Annotated in this window: 22 protein-coding genes and 1 other RNA gene; 13 read left to right on the top strand and 10 right to left on the bottom strand. The window is 43.2% G+C overall.

Features of this window, described 5'->3' with window-relative positions:
- Positions 1-42: 42 nt before the first annotated feature.
- Positions 43-576 carry a TlpA family protein disulfide reductase gene (locus QFZ80_RS05205; protein ID WP_307557597.1) on the bottom strand — a complete coding sequence of 178 codons (534 nt, stop codon included), beginning with the start codon at positions 574-576 and terminating at the stop codon, positions 43-45.
- A gap of 136 nt (positions 577-712) precedes the next feature.
- Between QFZ80_RS05205 and QFZ80_RS05200 the strand changes: the two genes are divergently transcribed.
- Both QFZ80_RS05200 and QFZ80_RS05195 read left to right on the top strand, forming a co-directional pair.
- Positions 713-2,017, top strand: coding sequence for an MFS transporter (locus tag QFZ80_RS05200; protein WP_307557595.1), 1,305 nt, complete (start codon positions 713-715; stop codon positions 2,015-2,017).
- A 51-nt stretch (positions 2,018-2,068) separates the two neighbouring features.
- Positions 2,069-2,497 carry a M67 family metallopeptidase gene (locus tag QFZ80_RS05195; protein ID WP_307564034.1) on the top strand — a complete coding sequence of 143 codons (429 nt, stop codon included), beginning with the start codon at positions 2,069-2,071 and terminating at the stop codon, positions 2,495-2,497.
- Here the strand turns inward: QFZ80_RS05195 and QFZ80_RS05190 are convergent.
- Genes QFZ80_RS05190 through QFZ80_RS05180 form a run of 3 tightly spaced genes read right to left on the bottom strand, consistent with a single transcriptional unit; the run spans position 2,491 to position 5,775 of the window.
- Positions 2,491-3,225 (bottom strand): exonuclease domain-containing protein, encoded by a 735-nt coding sequence (locus QFZ80_RS05190; RefSeq protein ID WP_307548271.1) that lies wholly within the window; start codon positions 3,223-3,225, stop codon positions 2,491-2,493. The genes QFZ80_RS05195 and QFZ80_RS05190 overlap by 7 nt on opposite strands.
- Positions 3,226-3,262: 37 nt before the next feature.
- A complete protein-coding gene (locus QFZ80_RS05185) occupies positions 3,263-4,351 on the bottom strand; it encodes a DUF294 nucleotidyltransferase-like domain-containing protein (RefSeq protein ID WP_307548273.1) in 1,089 nt (362 codons plus the stop codon).
- A 38-nt stretch (positions 4,352-4,389) separates the two neighbouring features.
- Complete coding sequence (locus tag QFZ80_RS05180; RefSeq protein WP_307548275.1) at positions 4,390-5,775, bottom strand: ammonium transporter; 1,386 nt, start codon at positions 5,773-5,775, stop codon at positions 4,390-4,392.
- Between the two features lie 305 nt (positions 5,776-6,080).
- Between QFZ80_RS05180 and QFZ80_RS05175 the strand changes: the two genes are divergently transcribed.
- Together QFZ80_RS05175 and QFZ80_RS05170 are read left to right on the top strand one after the other, a co-directional pair.
- Positions 6,081-6,521 (top strand): MerR family transcriptional regulator, encoded by a 441-nt coding sequence (locus QFZ80_RS05175; protein ID WP_307548277.1) that lies wholly within the window; start codon positions 6,081-6,083, stop codon positions 6,519-6,521.
- Positions 6,522-6,542: 21 nt separating this feature from the next.
- Complete coding sequence (locus tag QFZ80_RS05170) at positions 6,543-7,235, top strand: zinc metallopeptidase (RefSeq protein ID WP_307548278.1); 693 nt, start codon at positions 6,543-6,545, stop codon at positions 7,233-7,235.
- 57 nt (positions 7,236-7,292) lie between these two features.
- Here QFZ80_RS05170 and gltC read toward each other — a convergent pair whose 3' ends face one another.
- Positions 7,293-8,177: a glutamate biosynthesis transcriptional regulator GltC gene (gene gltC / locus QFZ80_RS05165; RefSeq protein WP_307548280.1), complete on the bottom strand. Its 885-nt coding sequence runs from the start codon at positions 8,175-8,177 to the stop codon at positions 7,293-7,295.
- Between the two features lie 161 nt (positions 8,178-8,338).
- On the opposite strand from gltC, the gene tpx reads away from it, so the two are divergent.
- A complete protein-coding gene (tpx, locus tag QFZ80_RS05160) occupies positions 8,339-8,857 on the top strand; it encodes a thiol peroxidase (protein WP_307548282.1) in 519 nt (172 codons plus the stop codon).
- 162 nt (positions 8,858-9,019) lie between these two features.
- Here the strand turns inward: tpx and QFZ80_RS05155 are convergent, their stop codons facing one another.
- Positions 9,020-9,409 (bottom strand): DUF1499 domain-containing protein, encoded by a 390-nt coding sequence (locus QFZ80_RS05155; protein ID WP_307557593.1) that lies wholly within the window; start codon positions 9,407-9,409, stop codon positions 9,020-9,022.
- A gap of 208 nt (positions 9,410-9,617) precedes the next feature.
- Between QFZ80_RS05155 and QFZ80_RS05150 the strand changes: the two genes are divergently transcribed.
- A complete protein-coding gene (locus QFZ80_RS05150) occupies positions 9,618-10,112 on the top strand; it encodes a GNAT family N-acetyltransferase (RefSeq protein WP_307557591.1) in 495 nt (164 codons plus the stop codon).
- Positions 10,113-10,258: 146 nt separating this feature from the next.
- The gene (gene xylB / locus QFZ80_RS05145; protein WP_307564031.1) at positions 10,259-11,776 is read left to right on the top strand and encodes a xylulokinase; all 1,518 of its coding nucleotides are present in this window, start codon (positions 10,259-10,261) and stop codon (positions 11,774-11,776) included.
- A gap of 63 nt (positions 11,777-11,839) precedes the next feature.
- Here the strand turns inward: xylB and ssrS are convergent.
- The 3 genes from ssrS to cshA all read right to left on the bottom strand — a co-directional run bounded on the left by ssrS (position 11,840) and on the right by cshA (position 14,897).
- Positions 11,840-12,021, bottom strand: a non-coding RNA gene (gene ssrS / locus QFZ80_RS05140) — 6S RNA.
- 50 nt (positions 12,022-12,071) lie between these two features.
- On the bottom strand, positions 12,072-12,917 hold the full coding sequence (locus tag QFZ80_RS05135; protein ID WP_307548287.1) for a YesL family protein: 846 nt from the start codon (positions 12,915-12,917) through the stop codon (positions 12,072-12,074).
- A 366-nt stretch (positions 12,918-13,283) separates the two neighbouring features.
- Positions 13,284-14,897, bottom strand: a complete 1,614-nt coding sequence (gene cshA, locus QFZ80_RS05130) for a degradosome RNA helicase CshA (RefSeq protein ID WP_307548289.1) — start codon at positions 14,895-14,897, stop codon at positions 13,284-13,286.
- 280 nt (positions 14,898-15,177) lie between these two features.
- Here cshA and QFZ80_RS05125 point away from each other — a divergent pair, with 280 nt between their 5' ends.
- The 5 genes from QFZ80_RS05125 to QFZ80_RS05105 all read left to right on the top strand — a co-directional run bounded on the left by QFZ80_RS05125 (position 15,178) and on the right by QFZ80_RS05105 (position 18,153).
- The gene (locus QFZ80_RS05125; RefSeq protein ID WP_307548290.1) at positions 15,178-15,714 is read left to right on the top strand and encodes a DUF4178 domain-containing protein; all 537 of its coding nucleotides are present in this window, start codon (positions 15,178-15,180) and stop codon (positions 15,712-15,714) included.
- A 50-nt stretch (positions 15,715-15,764) separates the two neighbouring features.
- Complete coding sequence (locus QFZ80_RS05120) at positions 15,765-16,454, top strand: DUF4247 domain-containing protein (protein ID WP_307548291.1); 690 nt, start codon at positions 15,765-15,767, stop codon at positions 16,452-16,454.
- A 176-nt stretch (positions 16,455-16,630) separates the two neighbouring features.
- The gene (locus QFZ80_RS05115; protein WP_307557589.1) at positions 16,631-17,449 is read left to right on the top strand and encodes a YitT family protein; all 819 of its coding nucleotides are present in this window, start codon (positions 16,631-16,633) and stop codon (positions 17,447-17,449) included.
- A gap of 141 nt (positions 17,450-17,590) precedes the next feature.
- A complete protein-coding gene (locus QFZ80_RS05110; RefSeq protein WP_029193437.1) occupies positions 17,591-17,785 on the top strand; it encodes a hypothetical protein in 195 nt (64 codons plus the stop codon).
- A gap of 131 nt (positions 17,786-17,916) precedes the next feature.
- A complete protein-coding gene (locus QFZ80_RS05105; protein ID WP_057306978.1) occupies positions 17,917-18,153 on the top strand; it encodes a Sec-independent protein translocase subunit TatA/TatB in 237 nt (78 codons plus the stop codon).
- A gap of 46 nt (positions 18,154-18,199) precedes the next feature.
- On the opposite strand, the gene QFZ80_RS05100 is transcribed toward QFZ80_RS05105, so the two are convergent.
- Positions 18,200-19,354: an MFS transporter gene (locus tag QFZ80_RS05100; protein WP_307548295.1), complete on the bottom strand. Its 1,155-nt coding sequence runs from the start codon at positions 19,352-19,354 to the stop codon at positions 18,200-18,202.
- Positions 19,355-19,462: 108 nt separating this feature from the next.
- Between QFZ80_RS05100 and QFZ80_RS05095 the strand changes: the two genes are divergently transcribed.
- Positions 19,463-20,644, top strand: coding sequence for a putative glycoside hydrolase (locus tag QFZ80_RS05095; protein ID WP_307548297.1), 1,182 nt, complete (start codon positions 19,463-19,465; stop codon positions 20,642-20,644).
- Positions 20,645-20,650 lie beyond the last annotated feature (6 nt).

Below are 20,650 nucleotides of genomic sequence, written 5' to 3'. Positions count from 1 at the left end.
GCAAAGAGTAAGCCAACAATCGGCGCTCTCTTGCAGCTTTTTTTATTCTTTAATGAGACCTGCAATTTTCTTGTCCAAATCTTTAGGAGAAAGTACATGAACGACCTCGCGAATGACCCCATTTTTATCGATTAAAAAACTGGTTGGTATCGCAACCACTCGATAGGCATCCGCATTCGTTCCTTGCTTATCTATTAACACCGGGAATGGAAATTTGTAGGTTTCCACAAACTTCGTAATGTTCTCCATTTTATCGCCGGGTGTCACATTGACCGCATAGAGATCAAACTGCCCTTGATATTTGTTATACACATTTACCAAATCCGGCGCCTCTTCCTCACATGGACCGCACCATGAAGCCCAGAAATTAACGAACAAAGGCTTCTCACGCGCTCCGCCAATCGTGTAGTCTTTCCCATCAAGCCCTTTCAACGTAAACGAGGGGGCCAAGAAATTCACTTTTGGCGCTTGCTCAGTAGGCATAAGCGTCTCTTTATTCTGACGCTGAGCGTTTTGATAAATAGCAAATCCTGCTAATATAACCACCAGGGCTATCACAAACATATTCTTTTTCAATGCATATCCACCTCCACTCTGTCTATATTATCTCCAATTCCGCGTAAATTCCAACATCAATGAAAATCCAAAGTATGCTTTCAACTATTATGGGAAAAGTAAACATACATTATGTTCTGAAAGGACTCACATTATCATGCATACAAAAGAAGCCAATGGCAAAAAAAATTCGGAAAACATATTTGAAGACAAGTCTGAAAACAACACTAAAAACAACACTAAAAACAAATCTAAAAACAAAAAAGGCCACATTTGGGAATACATCGCAATAGCAACGATTCCCTTAGTTCTTGTGCTAGGTAATTCGATGCTAGTCCCCATTCTACCTGATATGCAGGAAAGGATGGGCATCTCGCGCTTCCAGAGCTCTCTCGTCATCACCTTGTTCTCCATTACAGCCGGTCTTATCATTCCTGTATCGGGTTATTTATCAGACCGCTTTACACGCAAAGCTGTTATCGTCCCTTCACTTATTGTTTACGGCTCTGCTGGCGTTCTAGCAGGCCTTGGAGCTGTTTGGAACTCCTATCCTATCCTGATAACAGCACGAGCTATACAAGGCTTAGGAGCAGCTGGGACAGCCCCTATCGCGATGGCGCTTGTAGGAGATTTGTATAAAGGCGGGACCGCGAGTAAAGCGCTTGGGCTCATAGAGGCTTCTAATGGAGCTGGTAAAGTCGTAAGCCCGATATTAGGTTCTTTATTAGCTTTGATCGTTTGGTTTGCACCATTTTTTGCTTTCCCTATCTTCTGTGTGTTGGCACTGCTCGCAGTTATCTTTATGATTAAGGAACCTCCTAAAGAAAAGGAAGCGGAACCTCTTAAGGCTTACTTGAAGCAAATTCGAGGCATTTTTCGGGAAAAAGGTCGCTGGCTCATCCCTGCGTTTTTCGCTGGCTCCATTTCGTTATTCATTCTGTTCGGTGTCCTTTTCTACTTGTCTCAAATATTGGAAGAAGAACCATATAGCATCGAAGGCGTTCGCAAGGGACTTATTCTCGCGATTCCTTTGCTTGGTATGGTCATTACCTCCTATACCACCGGTGCCAAAATCAAAGAGAACGTCAAATTGATGCGCTGGTTAATGAACATCGGGCTCATCATGATGACCGTTTCGCTAGCATTAGCTATCTTCCTAAATACCAATCTCTACATATTCATCGGTTTACTTACACTAAGTGGAATAGGCACTGGTCTGCTGTTGCCTTGCTTAAATACACTGATTACCGGATCTGTAGAGCGTGAACAGCGCGGAATGATAACCTCGTTATACAATAGTCTCCGATTCATTGGTGTAGCTTGCGGTCCACCACTTTTCGGATGGCTCATGAACATTTCGGACCAAGCCATATTCATCACTGTGTCTTCCTTGGCACTTCTTATGCTTGCACTCGTGTTCTTCTTTATTAAACCTAAAGGGGAAATGACTAAAAAAGCATGATATACTAACCTCATTCTAACATGCACATTGATTAGGAGGGGCGGATTGAGGGTGATTGTCCATATAAATGAAGTACTATACGAAGATCTTATCATCCACAGCTTGCAACGCCTTCCTGAAGAAGCATGCGGCTTCATTCTCGGCGGACAATCCCATGAGAAGAATGCGGAACTGCAAGCTCGCACCTTCATTCCTTTACGGAATAGCGCAAGTAACCCACTGAATCATTTCCAAATAGATCCTGCAGACATGCTTCCTTATCTAATGGACAGGAATAATCCTATAATTGGCCTTTTCCATTCGCATCCGACGGCACCTCCGCTCCCCTCGGAACAGGATCTACAAACACTCTGGCATTCGATTCCTACCTATTGGATCTTATCCTTCCAGCAACCGCAACACCCTGAACTACAGCTTTACCAAATAAAAAAAGCCCCCCAGACCTCTTATCACAAACTTGCGTTTGTCATCGGTCAGTGATGGCTTAATAAGGCGTACAAATCACCTAAGGTATCTACATTCCTTGATTTTATTTCTTCCATGAATCTAGACCACAGCTGCGCAGTCATAAGGGAATCCTCAAGCGCATGGTGACGATTCGTTACCGGAATATCATAAGCATGAAGCAGAGAGTCTAAACTCAAATTTTTCCTCTTTGGCATTAGCCATTTGGCGATCATCATGATATCGAGAACACGATGTGATAAGCTCACTTTGGACGTGCGCCATAGGGCCGAATTCAAGAAGTTTTTATCGTGCCCTGTTGCATGAGCAACCAATATTCTTTGCCCAACAAACTCCAAGAAGTCACTTAACACTCCTATTAATTCAGGTGCTTCAGCAGCCATTTCGTTCGTAATGCCGGTAAGCTCAACAATCTCATCTGGAATCTTACGCTTTGGATTTACCATACTATAGAAGGTATGATTACTTTGCACTTCACCGCCAATGACAGAGACGCCACCGAACGAAATAATTTCATCACCGTTATATGGAGAGAAGCCCGTCGTTTCCAGATCAAAAACAACGATTTCCATCGAGTGAAGCGGTATCTCAAAAAGGGAATCTTTCCTTTGTTCCTTTAACATGGAGCGAATAAAAGCCATCTGCTGAGCACTTTGCACATCAAACATAGACGTAAGAGCTGGTGTAAGACCACCCATTTTGTACAAATGCCACATTCGCCCAGCTGTACGCATGTCTTTCATCTCGAATCACCACTCCCTATCCCTGACATAAACTCCGTTATTTCAAATCTTTTCCCGTCTCTATATGTGAACTAATGGATTTTCTAACATATTTTTGTAATCCCATCCCAGTACGCAGGCAATGTTTTAATTCTTGCTTTATCTCCTTGGTCAACTGATTAGCGTTTAGTTTACCTCTTGTCGTATACATCTCATCGTCGAGTTGATAAGGTGTCAAATCTCTAAGCTTAAGCGCAACTCCAAAAGCAGCCTGCCATTCAACTGCTAATTGCATAGGAATGAAGGAAGCTTCCTGCAGCAATCTAATTCTCTCCAACGTAGATGAGTGCATGATCCCTGCTTCAATAGCAAGGAGTCGAATCCCATTTACGATAGGAATATAGGCACCATATTTAATATCAAACCCACCTGCATCCTCCCCATATCTTTCTGTAATCAGATGCCCGAATATACCCATTGTTATTCGATGATGGAGTGTATTGGATAACAAATACTTCAAGACACTAGGATGTTCCTTAACATAAGCAAGAAACTCGCTTTTGAGCCGATCTACCAAAGCTTTAGAACCGAAGATACAGCGCATGTCAGCCAGTATGAGTAAATATCGAGCATTTTCCCAATTCGGCTCCATAAACCATGCTGTCATCATCTCAATATACATGGATAATGGCTTTCGCCATTGCTTGTTACTCGAGATCACATTGCCTTCACAAGGCGGATAGCCTAAAATATCAAGCCCACGAAGGATACAATCTACAAGTTTGATAAAATAGTCATCTAATTGTTCCTCTGTGTGATCTTCACTTTCTTCATATATAAGTCCGTTATCTTGATCGCTCCACAGCGTTTGTTCACGTCTTCCTCCACTACCCAGCAAAATAAATGCATATGGAACAGGCGGTTTCCCATACCCTTCATCCTCCAACATATGTTCTGCAAGTTCTATCGTTCTGTGAATGAAAGCATCGTGTATTTGATTTACTTTTTGCCCAATTTCAGTTGAATGAGAGAAAAGGAGATGCTCCCGAAACATCTCATGCACCTGATCTCTGGTTATTCGCATCTCATCGAACTGTTCCGATTGATAGATGCGTTCCAGGATCTGTTCCATTGAGAGATGATTCATGTTGCATCCCCTTTGCCTAGTAGAAAGTGTATGTTGTATTAACCGGACATGCCGTTTTGAGCTGCTTTTTTCATTTGTTCTGGATATCCGTAAGAACCATGTTCAGACAAATCCAGACCGATAATTTCTTCTTCTTCTGTAACACGAAGACCAATTGTAGCTTTAAGTATACCTAGGATAATGAAAGAAAGAACAAGTACGAATGCGAATGCTCCAGCTAAGCCCAATGCCTGAATGCCCAATTGGTGTAAACCACCGCCGTAGAATAATCCTGCACCACCAACACCAACCTTCGCTGAAAGCTCAGGTGTAGCGAACAAACCAGTGGAAAGAGTACCCCAAATACCTGCGATACCATGAACGGAGAAAGCGTAGATCGGATCGTCGATTCCAGCTCTTTCAAACCATTGTGCTGTGAAGAATGTAACAATACCAGCTACCGCACCAATGACGATGGCAGCCCATGTATCAACGAATGCACAAGCTGCTGTAATCGCAACAAGCGCTGCAAGAACACCGTTTAACATACTAGGAATATCTGCTTTTCCGAAGTACATCCAAGAAATGATTAGAGCCGCAACTCCACCTGCCGCAGCAGCCATGTTCGTTGTAAGAGCAATATAACCAAAGAACCCATCACCCATTGCACTTAGTGTACTACCTGGGTTAAACCCGAACCAACCGATCCAAAGAATGATAACACCGAGGACGGATAACACTTGGTTGTGACCAGGAATCAAGTTTGGCGTTTTATCTTTATTATATTTGCCAATACGAGGTTTTAACAAGATGGTAGCTACAAGCGCTGCTGTTGCACCTTGTAAGTGAACAACCGTGGAACCCGCGAAATCTTGCATGCCAAGTTTACTCAACCAGCCGCCGCCCCATACCCAGTGAGCAACAATTGGATAAATGATGACAGTGAATAAAATTCCGAAGATAAAGTAAACAGGAAGCTTTGCTCTTTCTGCAAATCCACCCCATGCAATCGCTAAGGATACGCCAGCAAAAGCAAGTTGGAACAAGAATTTAATACCAATAGGTACATCAGAGTACGAAAGGGAAGCGAATGCCGCTGTAGCTTGATCTTCTAAGCCAGTAACGAAGAAGCCCGTTGTTCCGAAGAACGCATTTCCGTCACCGAAGGCGAAACCGAAACCTACAGCCCAGAAAGCAATGGCGCATAAACCGAAAGTTAAAATTGTTTTACCGGCTACGTGACCGGCATTTTTCATTCTAGTAGACCCCGCTTCTAATAAAGCAAAACCAGCTTGCATGAAGATGACCAAAATAGCTGCCAACATAATCCAAACCGCATTAATTGCACTTTGAAGTTGGGGTACTGTTGCATCGTCCGCAGCAAATGCGAGAGTAGGGAATAATAATGCCATAACGCCGAAAGCTAACAACAATTTCTTAACCATACGACCACTTCCTTTTAATGTTATATTAAGTAACATGTAATGAAACTCTTAATGTCATTATATACAGGTTAAATGGGTTTGACAATAGGATTCTCTTTAAAAAATTGAAAAAAGCGAAAAATAACCTCACATCGAAGAGGCATAATTCGTGTTTTCGTTCATAGATCGAGCCAAATATTACGATTCCTACCCTGAATTCAATGTCAGCTTTGATAAGTAATACGTTTGACTGTACGGTTTGTAATCAGGTATCATTAATATATAGTAGAATTCATACATAACATTGGAGTAGAGGTGAACTTATTATGGGGAATGAGAAGCTTTATAAAATCGGGGAACTAGCCAAACTTGCCGATGTCAGTTCTCGAACCATTGATTACTACACCAAGCTGAGCTTGATCGAACCCGAGAAAAGATCAGATACGAATTACCGCCTTTATAGTGCTGAAACTTTAAATCGACTTAAACGTATTGAATCTATGAAGAACGAGAAATATACCTTAGAGGAAATCAAAGCGAATTTACAACAATGGAGTAAAGTGTCGCCAGATGATACAGTGAGAGATAAGCTGACATCTATCCAGATTCATCTAGAGCAGTTAATGAAAGAAGCTAAAGAGCTGGGACCCATCATCCAACAGTTGAAACCAAATCAAATGAAGAAGCTTTCCCGTATTCTTACTCAGCCAACCGCGGCCTGTATTGAAGCGCTAATTGTTCTTCTAGGTAAAAATCCGTTCTCATAACGAAATACGGAGGAATGTCAAATGTTCTTTTTTCATCCCATGGATTTTCTAATAATAATTGCATTCGGACTTTCGTTGTGGGCCTCGTTTCGTGTTCGGGGAACATTCAACAAATGGTCCAAAGTTCCAATTTACTCAGGAATGACGGGGGCTCAGGCGGCAAGGCGCATGCTTGATGCTAATGGACTATATGATGTCCCTGTTGAAGCTGTACCCGGAACCCTATCCGATCACTATGATCCGCTAGCCAGAGTAGTACGTTTATCTGAACCCGTCTACTACCAAAGCTCCATATCTGCTGTTGCTGTGGCCTGTCACGAGGTAGGTCATGCCATTCAACACCAAGTTCACTATCCAATGCTTGTAGCAAGGCACCGCATGTTCCCGGTTGTTAATATCGCTTCCGGTGTAGCTCCCTTGCTCATACTAGCCGGTTTCTTTTTCCAACAGATCCCATACCTACTCGGTCTTGGTATTATCTTTTTCGCAGCAGCCGTTGCTTTTCAATTAGTTACATTACCAGTAGAATTTAACGCCAGCTCAAGAGCCCGAGATTTAATGATCGCTGAAGGCTTCATCTCTAATGAAGAAGAACGCGGGGTGGCCAAAGTATTGAATGCAGCCGCTCTTACGTATGTTGCAGCAGCTTTAATCTCCGTTCTTGAACTTCTGAAATATATCATGATATTTAATGGTCGTAATAGTGACGACTAAACAACATAAAAGCTCATCTTGTGAGGTGTCATTCACACCCACAAGATGAGCTTTTTTTCATTGAAAATATTCACATAGAAACCGTCTGAAAACTTCAGCTACCAAAGGTAGCTTTTCACCTTTTCGGCGAATTAAACCGACAGTTCTAGTGACCACAGGATCGGTCACGCGAATTTTGACCGGTTGCATTTGACCGCTTTCCATTAAAGCCATGGACGGAAGCAAGCTCACCCCCATACCCGCGGCTACTAATCCACGAATGGTATCTGTTTCTTCACCTTCGAACTCAATCTTCGGAACGAAGCCCGCTTTCAAGCACGCCTCCATCACAATCGTACGCAGCGTATATTCTTCACTAAACATAACGAATGGCTCATTCTTTAACTGCTCCAGTCGTATGGATGTGTAATCAGCAAGGATATGGTTGGAGGGAATAATCGCATACAGCTCTTCAGTTAGCAAGATTTCACCCGTAACATGTTCATGGGATTCTGGAAATGGCGAAATGAAAGCCAGATCTATCTCTCCCTTAGAAACATCTCGGATTAAGGATGTATAGGTCCCTTGACGAAGCCGAAATTTAACGTTAGGATGATCTTTTTTAAAGGCTGCAACGACAGCAGGGAGCAAATTGATGACAAGGCTATGTGGAAACCCAATGCGAATTTCCCCGGCTTCCGGGTCAAGAAATTCATGTATTTCGCCAACAGCGCGTTCCAAGTCCGTTAGTATCCCCTCGACCCGGCTTAAGAATAAATGACCTACTGACGTAAGATGAAGATTACGACCTTTTTGCACAAACAAATTAATGCCCAGCTCTTCCTCTAAAAGATGAATCTGCCGGCTAACAGCTGACTGTGCCACATGCATTTCTTCTGCTGCTTGGGTTACATGCTGCTTTCTTGCTACTTTTACAAAGTACTGCAATTGTCTTAATTCCACTTGGATAAATCCCCCGACTTTTCTTACATGATTACGAGCTTATGCGATCTTTAAACATTTAAATTATAGCCTTACTGTAACGATTGGACAACCTAAGTTGAAAAAGCTTATAATAAATAAGTTGTTATTTAGCATGGAAAATAAAGGAGGAAACAATTCAAATGGCACAAGAACGTACTGGTGTTGCTACCATTAAAGGCAATCCGATTACTTTAGTAGGACCTGAAATTAAAGTGGGTGATAAAGCACCTAACTTCACGGTTAACAAAGATTTGATGACTCAAGTTTCCCTCGCAGATTATGCAGGTAAAGTAAAGCTGATCAGCGTTGTTCCATCTTTGGATACAGGCGTTTGTGACGCACAAACACGCCGCTTCAATGAAGAAGCAGCAGGTCTGGGCGACAATGTTGCTGTTCTGACCATCAGTGTTGATCTTCCTTTTGCACAATCCCGTTGGTGTGGTGCGGCAGGTATTGATAAAGTAATCACTTTGTCCGATTACAAAACAAAATCCTTCGGCGAAGCTTATGGCGTATTGATCAAAGAGCTTCAACTTGATATGCGTTCCATTTTTGTCATCGATGCGAATGATACCGTTCAATACGTTGAGTACCTGAGCGAAATGACGGCTCACCCTAATTATGAAACAGCCGTAGAAGCTGTCAAAAAATTAGTTTAATACGCACAAAATAAAACAGCAAGGAGGCCTAGCTTCCCTGCTGTTTTTGTTTCCACATAAGTAAGGCTAGTTTTCGTTTTCCGAAAACCACTTTCTTATTAGCGATACAACTTTCATCTAACCGCGGTCGCTCATCATTGAATGGCCTCGATAAGAGTTTTCTCATCCTTCAATCTTATATGAAGCAAGTTTTCTGTCTAATTGTTTATAAATATCTATAATAGTACGGTAATTGGAACCCAGATCCCCCATTGAGCCTCGGGATGCTGAATAAATGTCTACCGCTGTTTTCACGGGATTAATCCCAAATAGCGTTAACGTAACATCCTGTGTTCGTCCAGTCACTGTTTTACGTTCCGCAAGAATTTCACCTACATTTTGAACTTCGTGGAGAAGTTTATATCCCGGCGTTTTTTTCAGAACGGCTGTGACTTCTTCCCATACTTGTTCTTTCGGAAGCTTGTAATATCTTGTTTTAAGCAAAGGATCTTTGGCTTTATCTCCGGTCGTTTCATGACTGCGAATTAATCCGATTAAAGTTCTCTTAAGCAAAAGCCTTTTCCCCCTTCAATGAAGTGCATATAGACCACTTGCCATTTCTACACTGCTCTCTATCTTACCATTGTTTAGGCTTAAGAAAAAGAGGGGAAATAAAAATCGGAAGGATTGCTCCCAGATTTAACATTAATATTCCATATTTTATTATCCAACTTAGGACTCATTCACTTTGGCGTTATAAACAAGGAGGTATTCAACGATCATGCTGATTCGCCCAGCTGAAAGCGATACAGATATTAGGAAGGCTTATGAGATCGAAACTGCTGTTTTCTCAAAGGAGGCGGCTGCCTCATTAGAAGCTTTTCAGATGAGAAAGCATGTGTATGGATCCTATTTTCTTGTAGCAGAAAATGAGCTTGACCATCAAATTATCGGCGTAACCAATAGCGTTAAGATACATAATAAAGAACTGGCTGATGACAGTATCAAGAAAGAGACACAGCACGCTGAGGAAGGACAATACCTCTGTGTATTAACTATAGCCGTACATCCGTCCTACCAACGACGCGGGGTTGCCACTGAACTTCTGCAACGTATCATCGAAGTAGCCAGAAAAGATGATTTAAAAGGCATTGTTTTGATGTGTGAAGAGCATTTAATTTCATTCTACGAAAGAAATGGATTTCTTTATGTAGCTCCATCAAATTCTCAGCATGCTGGCATCCAGTGGCATGAAATGAATTTACTATGGAAATAAATATCGCCATAAGCAGGATTTCTGTTATAACGTGCGAATATAATAACAATAATCTTTGTATATTTATTAAACAAACAAAGAATATAGAGGAAACTACTAAAATACAACAACTAACCAACAAAGGGTGAATCTTCGTGTCGTATTTCATGGGCTTAGATTTAGGAACTTCTGCAGTTAAATGCATTCTAGTGGATGACACCGGTCAGGTGATTGGCAGCCATAGCGTTGAATATCCGCTTCAACAGCCCCATCCGGGATGGGCAGAGCAGCATCCTGAGGATTGGTGGAACGCCACAGTCAAGGGTATCCGCGCTCTCTTAGAGAAAACAAGCGTCGCTGGCGAAGCCGTCGCTGGCATTGGCTTCTCCGGCCAGATGCACGGGTCGGTATTCCTGGACGAGGCGCAGCAGGTCATCCGGCCTGCGCTGCTTTGGTGTGATCAGCGCACCGCGGAGCAGTGCGCTTACATCGAGTCGACCGTCGGCGAAGCCGAACTCGGACGACTAACGGGCAACCGGGCGCTGACCGGCTTCACCGCGCCCAAGGTCATTTGGCTCCGGCAGCATGAGCCGGAGCATTACGCGCGCGTTCGGCATCTGCTGCTGCCGAAGGACTATGTCAGGCTGCGCCTGACGGGAGCGTTCGGCATGGACATGGCCGACGCAAGCGGCACCCTGCTGCTGGACGTCGCGCACCGCAGCTGGTCGCAGACCGTCACTGAGCGGCTGGACATTCCTATGGAATGGCTGCCGCCGCTCTATGAGTCCGGCGATGTGGCCGGACACCTGCTGCCTGAAGCGGCCACCCTAACCGGCCTAGCCGCAGGCACGCCTATCGTAGCTGGAGGCGGCGATCAAGCTTGCGGCGCCGTAGGTGTTGGCGTCGTACGCCAAGGCATCGCCTCTGTGGCGCTCGGCACGTCCGGTGTCGTCTTCGTTCACGACGACACCTACCAAGTCGATGAAGCTTATCGGCTTCATTCCTTCTGTCACGGTGTGCCTGGAAAATGGCACCGCATGGGGGTCATGCTGGCCGCTGGCGGCTCGTTCCAGTGGTGGCGCAACCACTTTGCGCACGAGGAGCTTGAGCGTGCGCAGCAGGAAGGCAAAGACGTCTACGAGATCCTGACGTCTACAGCCGCCACAGCTCCCCTCGGGAGCGAAGGCTTGCTCTTCTTGCCTTACTTATCCGGTGAGCGGACACCACACCCCGATCCGAAGGCTCGCGGCGCCTTCATCGGTCTAAACCTACGGCACGAGAAAGCACATCTCACCCGTGCCGTTCTCGAAGGCATTACCTTCGGGCTCCGCGATTCGCTGCAGCTAATCCGCGAGTCCGGCATTGAAGTTACCGAGCTTCGCGTGAATGGCGGCGGTGCCAGAAGTCCGTTCTGGCGTCAAATGATTGCTGATATCTTCGGTATCCCTGTGGTCACTGTTAATTCCACAGACGGCCCTGCGTATGGCGCTGCTATTATGGCTGCTTCCGGCGTACTCCAAGAGGATATAACTACTCTCTGTGAGAAATGGATTCATGTCACCGATCGTGTAGAGCCAATTATGGATAATCAAAAACAGTATGAAGCCTATTATCAAATATATCGCGGTCTTTACGGAACTCTGCAGAATACATTCCATCAGCTAAGTGATTTGGCTGGTCATTGAAAATAAAATAAAATAAAAAGAGGTTGAATCAGGAATCTACCTGATCAACCTCTTTTTAATACAAAAAAACCCGCCTATGCCGTCCGGTTTTGGTGCTTCAAACCCGCTCTCGCAGGTGGGTGTCCGCAGAGGTGTATTTGAGGTCCCCTTTCGAGGGCATGTCAGCCACACTTCAATGTAGGTCTCCCTAGAAACAGTCATTGGTTTAAAACAACTTAAAACCGTTACGTACATCGCAGGATTCTTTTGTAGTTCTTATTATAGTGCCGTACCGGTTGATTATCAACTGGTAGGTTTAGTCTCTAGTCTTTTCATTCTCATCTTTTTTATGCAAGCTAATTTCTGTCTTACTTTCTTCTTCACTTTCAGTTACAGCTTCTGCTTCGCTTTGTGCTTCCTCTTCTTGCGCTTCAGCAAGCCTCTGTTGTTCCTTCTCTTCTAGTTCTTGCTGCTTCGTTTGGAGTTTGGTGAAGCTGCGGTTAAACTGCCAGAACGAGAAGGTCGCCATAATACTTCCCATAAAGAAAACGACAAGGAAGAAATTAAATTTGGTCATACAAATGTAAAGGATGGCTCCGTTGCAAAGCAGCAGAACAATCGAATTGATTGGATTGCCAATGGTAATCAATATAGCATTCTTCAAAATTTGAAAAATCTTCATATGCAAATGAACCATAATCGAGAAGAAATTGAACAAAGAAATGATAATAATGACCGTGAAAGCGATAAACAATACGGCCAATAGTTTCAGTGAACTCCCCTGTTTCAAATAAAAGAAGTAGTTCACCGCAATGATCACGAAAATGATGACGAAGAAAATACCACCTACCATGCTCTGCAGGTAGTTTTCTTTATATCCGCGGAAATATGTTTTCAAAAGTGGTACATCTTCTTCTCCAGTAACCCATTTCCGAGCTACAGCAAACATCGCGGAAGTTGCAGGAAATAAAGTAAACGGTGCCAAAATGGCGATAATGGGTAGTGATGCCTTCAATGCATCAACGGATGGACTCACCAAGCCCATAAAAGCAAAAAAGAAAACCGGAATCGAACATAGCATCCAAAGCAGATTAATGACTGACAACCGCATAATCCACTCCGATATTCTGTACAGTCCTCCCATAACTCCTCTAAACTCCAAAACTGCTTCCTCCTTAGCGTTTCCTTCCGGAAACTTTCTACGTTGATTGTTAAAACGCATACATCTTAAGCTGTCTTACTTTTTACATTGGTTTAATTATAGCCTATTTTTCAACATATAGGTAGACGTCTAGTCGATCTAGGTTCTTTTACATAGTATAGTATTGTCAATAAGAACTACACCCAAAAATTTTTCAGGAGGTTGATATGATGTCTCATCCAGTTGGAACATCCGCAGGTGCCATTTTGGTTCTCTTCATCTTGCTCGTTATCATTACTAGCTCTTTCGTACTGTAAACCATATACGCAAGGTAAAAAGGCGAAGATCCTTCAGGATCTCCGCCTTTCTTTTTTTGGGTTTTAACCCTTATTTATTCACTAATGTATCTTCGCTCTTACGAGGAGCTCTGGAACGATCGCGGTTCCCGGAATTGTTGCTTCCGTATTCACGGTTTCTGGAAGATGAACTGCTTCCACCTTCTCTGTTTGAACCGTAATCTCTGCTATCTTTACGCGGGTAACGGGAGTTCGAGCTGCTGCTGGAACCAGCACCGGAGCTGTATCCGCCACCTTGACGACGATCTCCTGATCCTGAACTTGAGCCATAGCCGCCGCCAACTCGTCTACCTGAGCTGCGTACATCGAATTTTTTCTTTCTTGCACGAATTGGATCCTCTGGTGTTAACTCAATATTCGTTTCCTTTTTGTCGCCTGTCAGAAGCTTCATAGCTGCAGCAAGGAGATTTACGGAATCATATTGTTCTAACATTTGAATAGCTAGGCCTTTGAATTCTGCTTGAGCATCATTTTGAAGCACATCAAGAATACGCTCAGCTGTCATTTTTTGTTTACCTTCAATGGCTTCAGCCAAGCTAGGTAATGGTTTTTTATTAATTTTGTGGCGTGTAACTTTCTCGATAAAGTGCAAGTGATCGATCTCTCTAGGTGTTACGAATGTCCAAGCTGTACCTTCTTTACCAGCGCGGCCTGTACGACCAATACGGTGAACATAGCTTTCTGGATCTTGCGGAAGGTCAAAGTTAATTACATGCGTAACGCCGGATACATCTAGACCACGCGCGGCAACGTCTGTTGCTACAAGTACATCAATGCTGCCGTCACGGAATTTTCTCATGACATTATCGCGTTGATTTTGGGATAAGTCACCATGAAGACCTTCAGCTGCATAGCCTCTTTTTTGAAGAGCTTCTGCCAATTCATCAACCCGGCGTTTTGTACGACCGAAGATGATGGCAAGATCTGGAGCTTCCATGTCGATCAAACGGCTAAGCGCTTCGAATTTTTGTTTTTCGTGCAATTCGATATATGCTTGGTCAATCAATGGTGCACTAACTTGTTTCGGGATAACCGATACGTGCTCAGGGTTACGAAGAAACTGTTGTGCCAATTTTTGAATATTGGATGGCATTGTTGCAGAGAACAACATCGTGTGACGCTCTTCTGGTACTAATTTCAAAATGGACTGGATATCATCCATGAAGCCCATGTCAAGCATTTCATCCGCTTCATCCAAAACCACTGTTTGCACATCGTCTAATTTGATTGTTTTTCGGTTAATGTGGTCAAGTAGACGTCCCGGTGTACCGATAATGATTTGCGGTTTTTTCTTCAATGCACGAATTTGTTTAACGATATCCTGTCCACCATAGATGGGCAAGGAACGAATGCCTTTGAAACGACCGAGTTTCTCAATCTCTTCCGCAACCTGGATGGCAAGTTCCCGTGTAGGACACATGATAAGAGCAGAAATGCGCTCTTCTTTCATATTGATTTTGTGAATAAGCGGAATACCGAAAGCAGCTGTTTTACCCGTTCCTGTTTGCGCTTGCCCGATTAAATCCCGGCCTTCCATAGCCAACGGAATCGTTTTTTCTTGGATCGGTGTGGACTCTTCAAAGCCCATCTCGGTAATAGCGCGTAAAATCGTTGGCTCTAAACCAAACTCTTGAAATGTTTTCAAATATATTCAATCTCCTTTTGTACAGGGCAGGCTAATGCCTTGTATCTTTTTTACCCTTAAGTACGACTTCCTATCCGTGTCTATAGTTTTATTGGTGGAATACACTTTCGATTTATCATCTTCCATGATCCAACTGGCCGCCCTTAAGAACATCTAAAATATTATAGCACAAGTCATACACACATTTCCAGTAGCGTCTTACATAATGCGAACGAAACCTAACGCATAAGCTAAACGTATTACAAGGTAGCACAATAAACGGAATAGAGGAGAGTTTGCAATGTCCATATTTAAACGAGTCAGCAGCATCCTGCGTAGTCAAAAACAAGAACCAACAACAACACCTATAGGTAATCCACTTGAAGATGCCCGAGTTGGGGATATTGTTAATGTAGACTTAGAGGAGTATGTTGTTTCCGGCAAGGTCATTTATTTTGACCGCGGGTTTGCTCCACATCGTTACGCTTATTATTTACAAAACGGCAAAAATATTCAGTGTTTGATTGTGGAAAAAGGGCGAACCTATGACTGTTTCCTTTGCAGCTTTGTGGAAGGCGCATTAGATGACCCGAATGATGTCCCTACTCGTTTAGAGCTTGACGAAGATGTTACCTTCGAATTGGAGTTTCATCGCAATGATGTCACTCGGACTGAAGGAAACACCGATTTCCGCAGCGGAGACGATATCATCTTTTGGAGATATTTTGGACCGGACCATAGATTCTTCTTTCTCCAATGGCAGGATGGCAAATTTATTGCTCTTGAAGGAGAGCGCACACCGGGCAATCAGATTAAATTTTTAAAATCGACGCCCTAGACAACCTATGTTATCATTAGAAATGTTTGGAAAGGAGGGATTACTGAAAAGTGAAAAGATGGACTTCATGGGTTTCTTTCTTATTGATCATCGCCCTTCTTACCGCGTGTGGCGCTGATGCCGGACGTTATATCAAAGATCAGTATCCGTTAGTTAGTGTTGACGGCAAAGGGAGCAATCTCTCCAAGGTTTATTTAGTAGAAAACAAAAGCGTCCCAACTGTATCAGCTGAATTAGCTGCGAAAGAGTCACCGAAGGAAAAGAGCAAGGATTCTGACGATCAAATGTTCCTTGTTTATAATGATAAGGTCATTAACGTCCAAAAGGACCCTAGTGAGAGTAAAAACACACTTGTTCAAATCGATAGTATTGAATATGCCAAATCACATTACGACTCCTCGTTCTTGCAAGGTTATTTGACAGCCACCCTGCTTCAATCCTTATTCGGTGGGGGATGGTACAATAGCAAACGGCCTTACGACTATAGAGGCTATACCCGGACACCGACTTATAACACAGGTGGCGGTAAGGCGACTACACCAACTACGGATGTATCAAAGGATAAGAAACCAACAACATCTGATCGAACGGGCACCTTCAATGGCGGTACAGGCACCCCAAGTTCAGGAAGCGGCTCCACAACACGTAGGAACGACGGCTCAACACCTAATAAGGTAACTAAGCCATCCGTTAGTAAGCCAAGTACATCTAAGAAGACGGGCTCCTTCAAGAGACGCTAATCACTACTTCTATAAAGCTGTTGTCCATGAATTGGACACAGCTTTTTTTCATCCGTAAAGGGTTATCTATTTCCATTACAGGTCATTTAATTGAACTAAGGTAAATTATGATTGAAGTTTTATAAGAATGAATTATACTTGCTTTATGCTGCATACTATTTTAGAGGTGATTTTTTTTGAAAAAGGCGCTAGATGCTTTCATTATTCTAGTTGGCGCACTGCTTGTTGCGGTCGGCTTCAACATGTTCCTCATTCCTCACCAATTGCTTAGCGGCGGGGTTTCTGGATTTGCCATGATTATTGGTTATTTTACGAATTTTAACATTGGCTTCTTGTATTTATTGTTTAACCTGCCATTGATGATTTGGGGATTGGTTTCAATTGGTCGCAGATTTATTATGATCAGTGTGGCATCGGTCATATTAACGGCATGGTTAATGCAAATTATACCTACCAGCTATGTCGCGCAGGAACCCATTCTTGGTGCAGTCTTTGGGGGAGTACTTATTGGTATAGGAAGCGGTATCACCTTAAGAATAGGTGGCTCAAGTGGAGGCTTTGATATCGTTGGCTTGATTTTGACCCGAAAATTCGATTTCCCTCTCGGTACCATTCTTTCATCAATGAACGGTGTTGTCATTGTTGCACTTGGCTATTTCAAGCAAAATTGGGACCTAGCTCTTTACTCGATGCTTGCCATTTATATCAGTGGCAAAGTTGTAGATTCTATACATATTCGCCATGTCAAAGTGACAGCGTTCATTGTAACAAAACAAAAGGAAGAGCTGCTTAACGAGCTCCTTCTACTCCCTAGAGGAGTAACTTTAGTTAAGACGGAAGGCGCTTATACGAAACAGCAGCATGATATGTTAATGACCGTCACTACGCGCTATGAACTCGTAGAGCTAAAGCGAATTATTAAGAAGATAGACCCGAAAGCATTCGTAAATATCGTTGAAACCGTTGGTGTCGTCGGAGAATTCCGCAAGGCTTAAGTGAGAAACCTCTATAATCGTGCATCCGCCTCTTTATTCCAAGTTGAATTGTGTTATAATGATAATAATTTCATATAGTTCTGGTTTCATCGTGAGTGGTTCAGGCGTAGTTCTTATTCTAATCTTTTGATTGGAAGGGTGATGCTTGTGGAGACAGTCAAATTATCCAGGATTGTAATGAAATTAACACCCGAGTTGTACCCCTTCTTAACCAGCTATGAGCTGGACTCCGAGATCGTCCTCCGTTTTGGTATTGAGGCGCTCGAAGCGGAAGATGTTATGGAAATTATTCAGTTCAGTATTACGGAACATCATAAAGACGCCCTTTATCATTAAGGGGCGTCTTTTTCTGGTCAGCTATCGCTTTATTCATACAATGTTATTGAGTTTGTAATAATTAGGGTATATAGGTTATGATAAGAACATGATATAATAGTACGAAAGATAAACTAATGGAGGTGTCTGGAATGGGAGCATTATCTCCTTGGCACATCATCTTAATTGCAATTGTTGCCCTTCTTTTGTTTGGGCCTAATAAACTGCCTGAGCTTGGCAGAGGTTTTGGCAAAATGTTTCGTGAATTCAAAGATGCAACGAATGGAAATGGCGGTAATACAGCTACGGATGATCAACCTGTACCGGTCCGTAAAGAGATTAATCCTGCAGAGGTCACGAATACCGAATCAGGACAAGTTCAGAAATAAGTCCAAACACCCGGCTAATTTTGCTACCGGGTGTTTTTATTTGCGATTAGCTTCTTCTACGCATTACGACTTGTGTACCGAAAAACATACCTGCGGCTATTGCCGACATAACTGACGCAAACACATACATGCTTGCGCCTCCCCACTGCTCACTCAACCATCCGCCTACCGATCCACCGATAATACCGGCAAGGCCCATGAACACCATCGCAAGAATGGATTGACCCGTTGAGCCAAATTGCTCGGGAAGCAGACGCACAACATACTGTACCGCAACGATCCACAGAACAGCAAAGGTGAGCATATGTGTCGTCTGCAAACCAATTAGCACCCAAGGATCGCTGAATAACGTGTAGAGTAACCAACGTATCGTATATAAAATCGAAACAAGACCTAAGATGGTCAGTTCGTGATAGCGATGTATGTACCGATTGATATAGGCAAATACCGGAATTTCGGTGCATGCCGCAATTGCCCATGCCCAGCTGACCATAGAGTCCGTAGCACCTAATTTATTCAGATATAAACCTAATAGTGCATCGTTCATTCGATGTGGAATTGATATCATCAGAACCATGACCATAAACCATAAGAAGTTTTTATTTTTGAAAATAGTACCGATCGCACTTAATGTTATACGCTGTCCGCTGCCCTTCTCGTCTTTAATAAAAGCAAGCAGTAAAAATGGGAAGATCCACAACGCCCAATAAAAATAAGGTATGTTGGCTACCCCGCCTAATTCTTCGAGGAAAAGACCCGAAATTAGAGCAACACCCGAGAATCCGATAGAACCCCATAATCGGACGGATCCATAAGACATTCCACGCTGCGCCGTTGATTTGACAACCAAATTATCGATGAGTGGAACAGATGGCAGCAAGAAGAAATAAAGCAGTAAAATAAATCCAAGTGTAAGCCCAAAGCCTTTTGTTAAAAACAGACCAAAACTTCCTAGTAAGGAAAGGCTCCAAAGTAAAAATACGATATTCTTCACCGAGTTGAATCGGTCGCTGACATATCCCCAGAATGGCTGTGCGAATATGGAGATGAACGGACCAATCATCATTAAGAGTCCAATCTCGCTAGCTGAATAGCCCTTGCTTTGCAAATATAAAGGTAAATAGGGCAATAAAATGGCACTAGAAGCATAGTAAAAAAAATTAACACCAGATAACGAAATAATTTGTTTATCAAGTTTCAACAACGGCTACCTTCTTTCTACAAACCTCAACAAATTTCCTCTGTGCGTAGTTTCATGCTTGCTTTATAATAAAAGCTAGAATCAAAGATTGGAGAGGACTTATACATCATGGAAATATTACTTGCTTCACTTGCCCTTATCTGGGGTAATGTAACGGCCGCTAACCCGGATGCCAGCTTTGAACAGCTCGTGCAAGCTTCTCTGAATGCGAAGAATGCAGTGGCGATTGTTCAACCTACACCATCCCAAGAAACAGATCCTTTAGCACCTGTAAACAAATTGGATCCGCAGAAGGACGCACCGGCAATTAAAGGTGTTTACGCCACAGCTCATAGTGCGGGTGGATCTCGGCTCAATACACTTGTGAAGCTGCTCGACGACACAGAACTGAACTCACTGGTCATTGATGTCAAAGATGATTGGGGCTACATCACTTGGGAAACAGGGAACACCGAGCTTGATGCAATGGGCACGACTCAGAAAATTATTGGTAATATGCCAGGTTTAATGACCACCTTGAACGAACATAACATTTATCCAATTGCTCGTATCGTTGTATTCAAGGACACGATTCTTGCCAAAAAGAAACCAGAATGGTCTTTCGTCAATCCAGATGGAACTCTGTGGGGTAACGGTAAAAACCCACCGGATAGCTTTGTAAATCCATATAACAAAGAAGTATGGGATTACAATATCGCTGTAGCAAAAGAAGCCGTAAAAGCTGGATTTAAAGAAATTCAATTCGACTACGTCCGATTCCCGGAAGGTTTTGAGAAAAGAGCTGACATTCTCAAATATACAAAGGATGAACGTTCACGTATTGATACTGTCGCTTCCTTCGTCAAATATGCCAAAGAACAATTGCAGCCACTTGGCGTTCGTGTATCTGTCGATATATTTGGCTATGCGGCCTCTGTTCCGGCAGCCGAAGGCATTGGTCAAGATTTCGAGAAAATCTCTCAGAATGTCGATGTCATCGCTCCCATGATCTATCCGAGTCATTACAGCACAGGCTGGTTTGGCTCCAAAGTGCCGGATGCAGCGCCTTTTGTCACGATCGATGGAGCATCCAAGGATACAACCAAGAAGCTGGAAGCTATTGATAAGAAAGGTTGGAAGCCGATCGTTCGACCTTGGATTCAAGATTTCACCGCTTCTTGGATACCTGGTTACATCAAGTATGGTAAACATGAAGTGGAAGAGCAAATACGTGCGTTGAAAGAAAACGGCGTTGAAGAGTTCCTCCTATGGAACGCCAATAACAACTACACACCTAATGTAAAATACTAACATGGA

Source organism: Paenibacillus sp. V4I7 (genome assembly GCF_030817275.1).
Lineage (GTDB): Bacteria > Bacillota > Bacilli > Paenibacillales > NBRC-103111 > Paenibacillus_E.
Note: the sequence above shows the minus strand (reverse complement) of the source record. Positions and strands in the feature narration are given on the sequence as shown.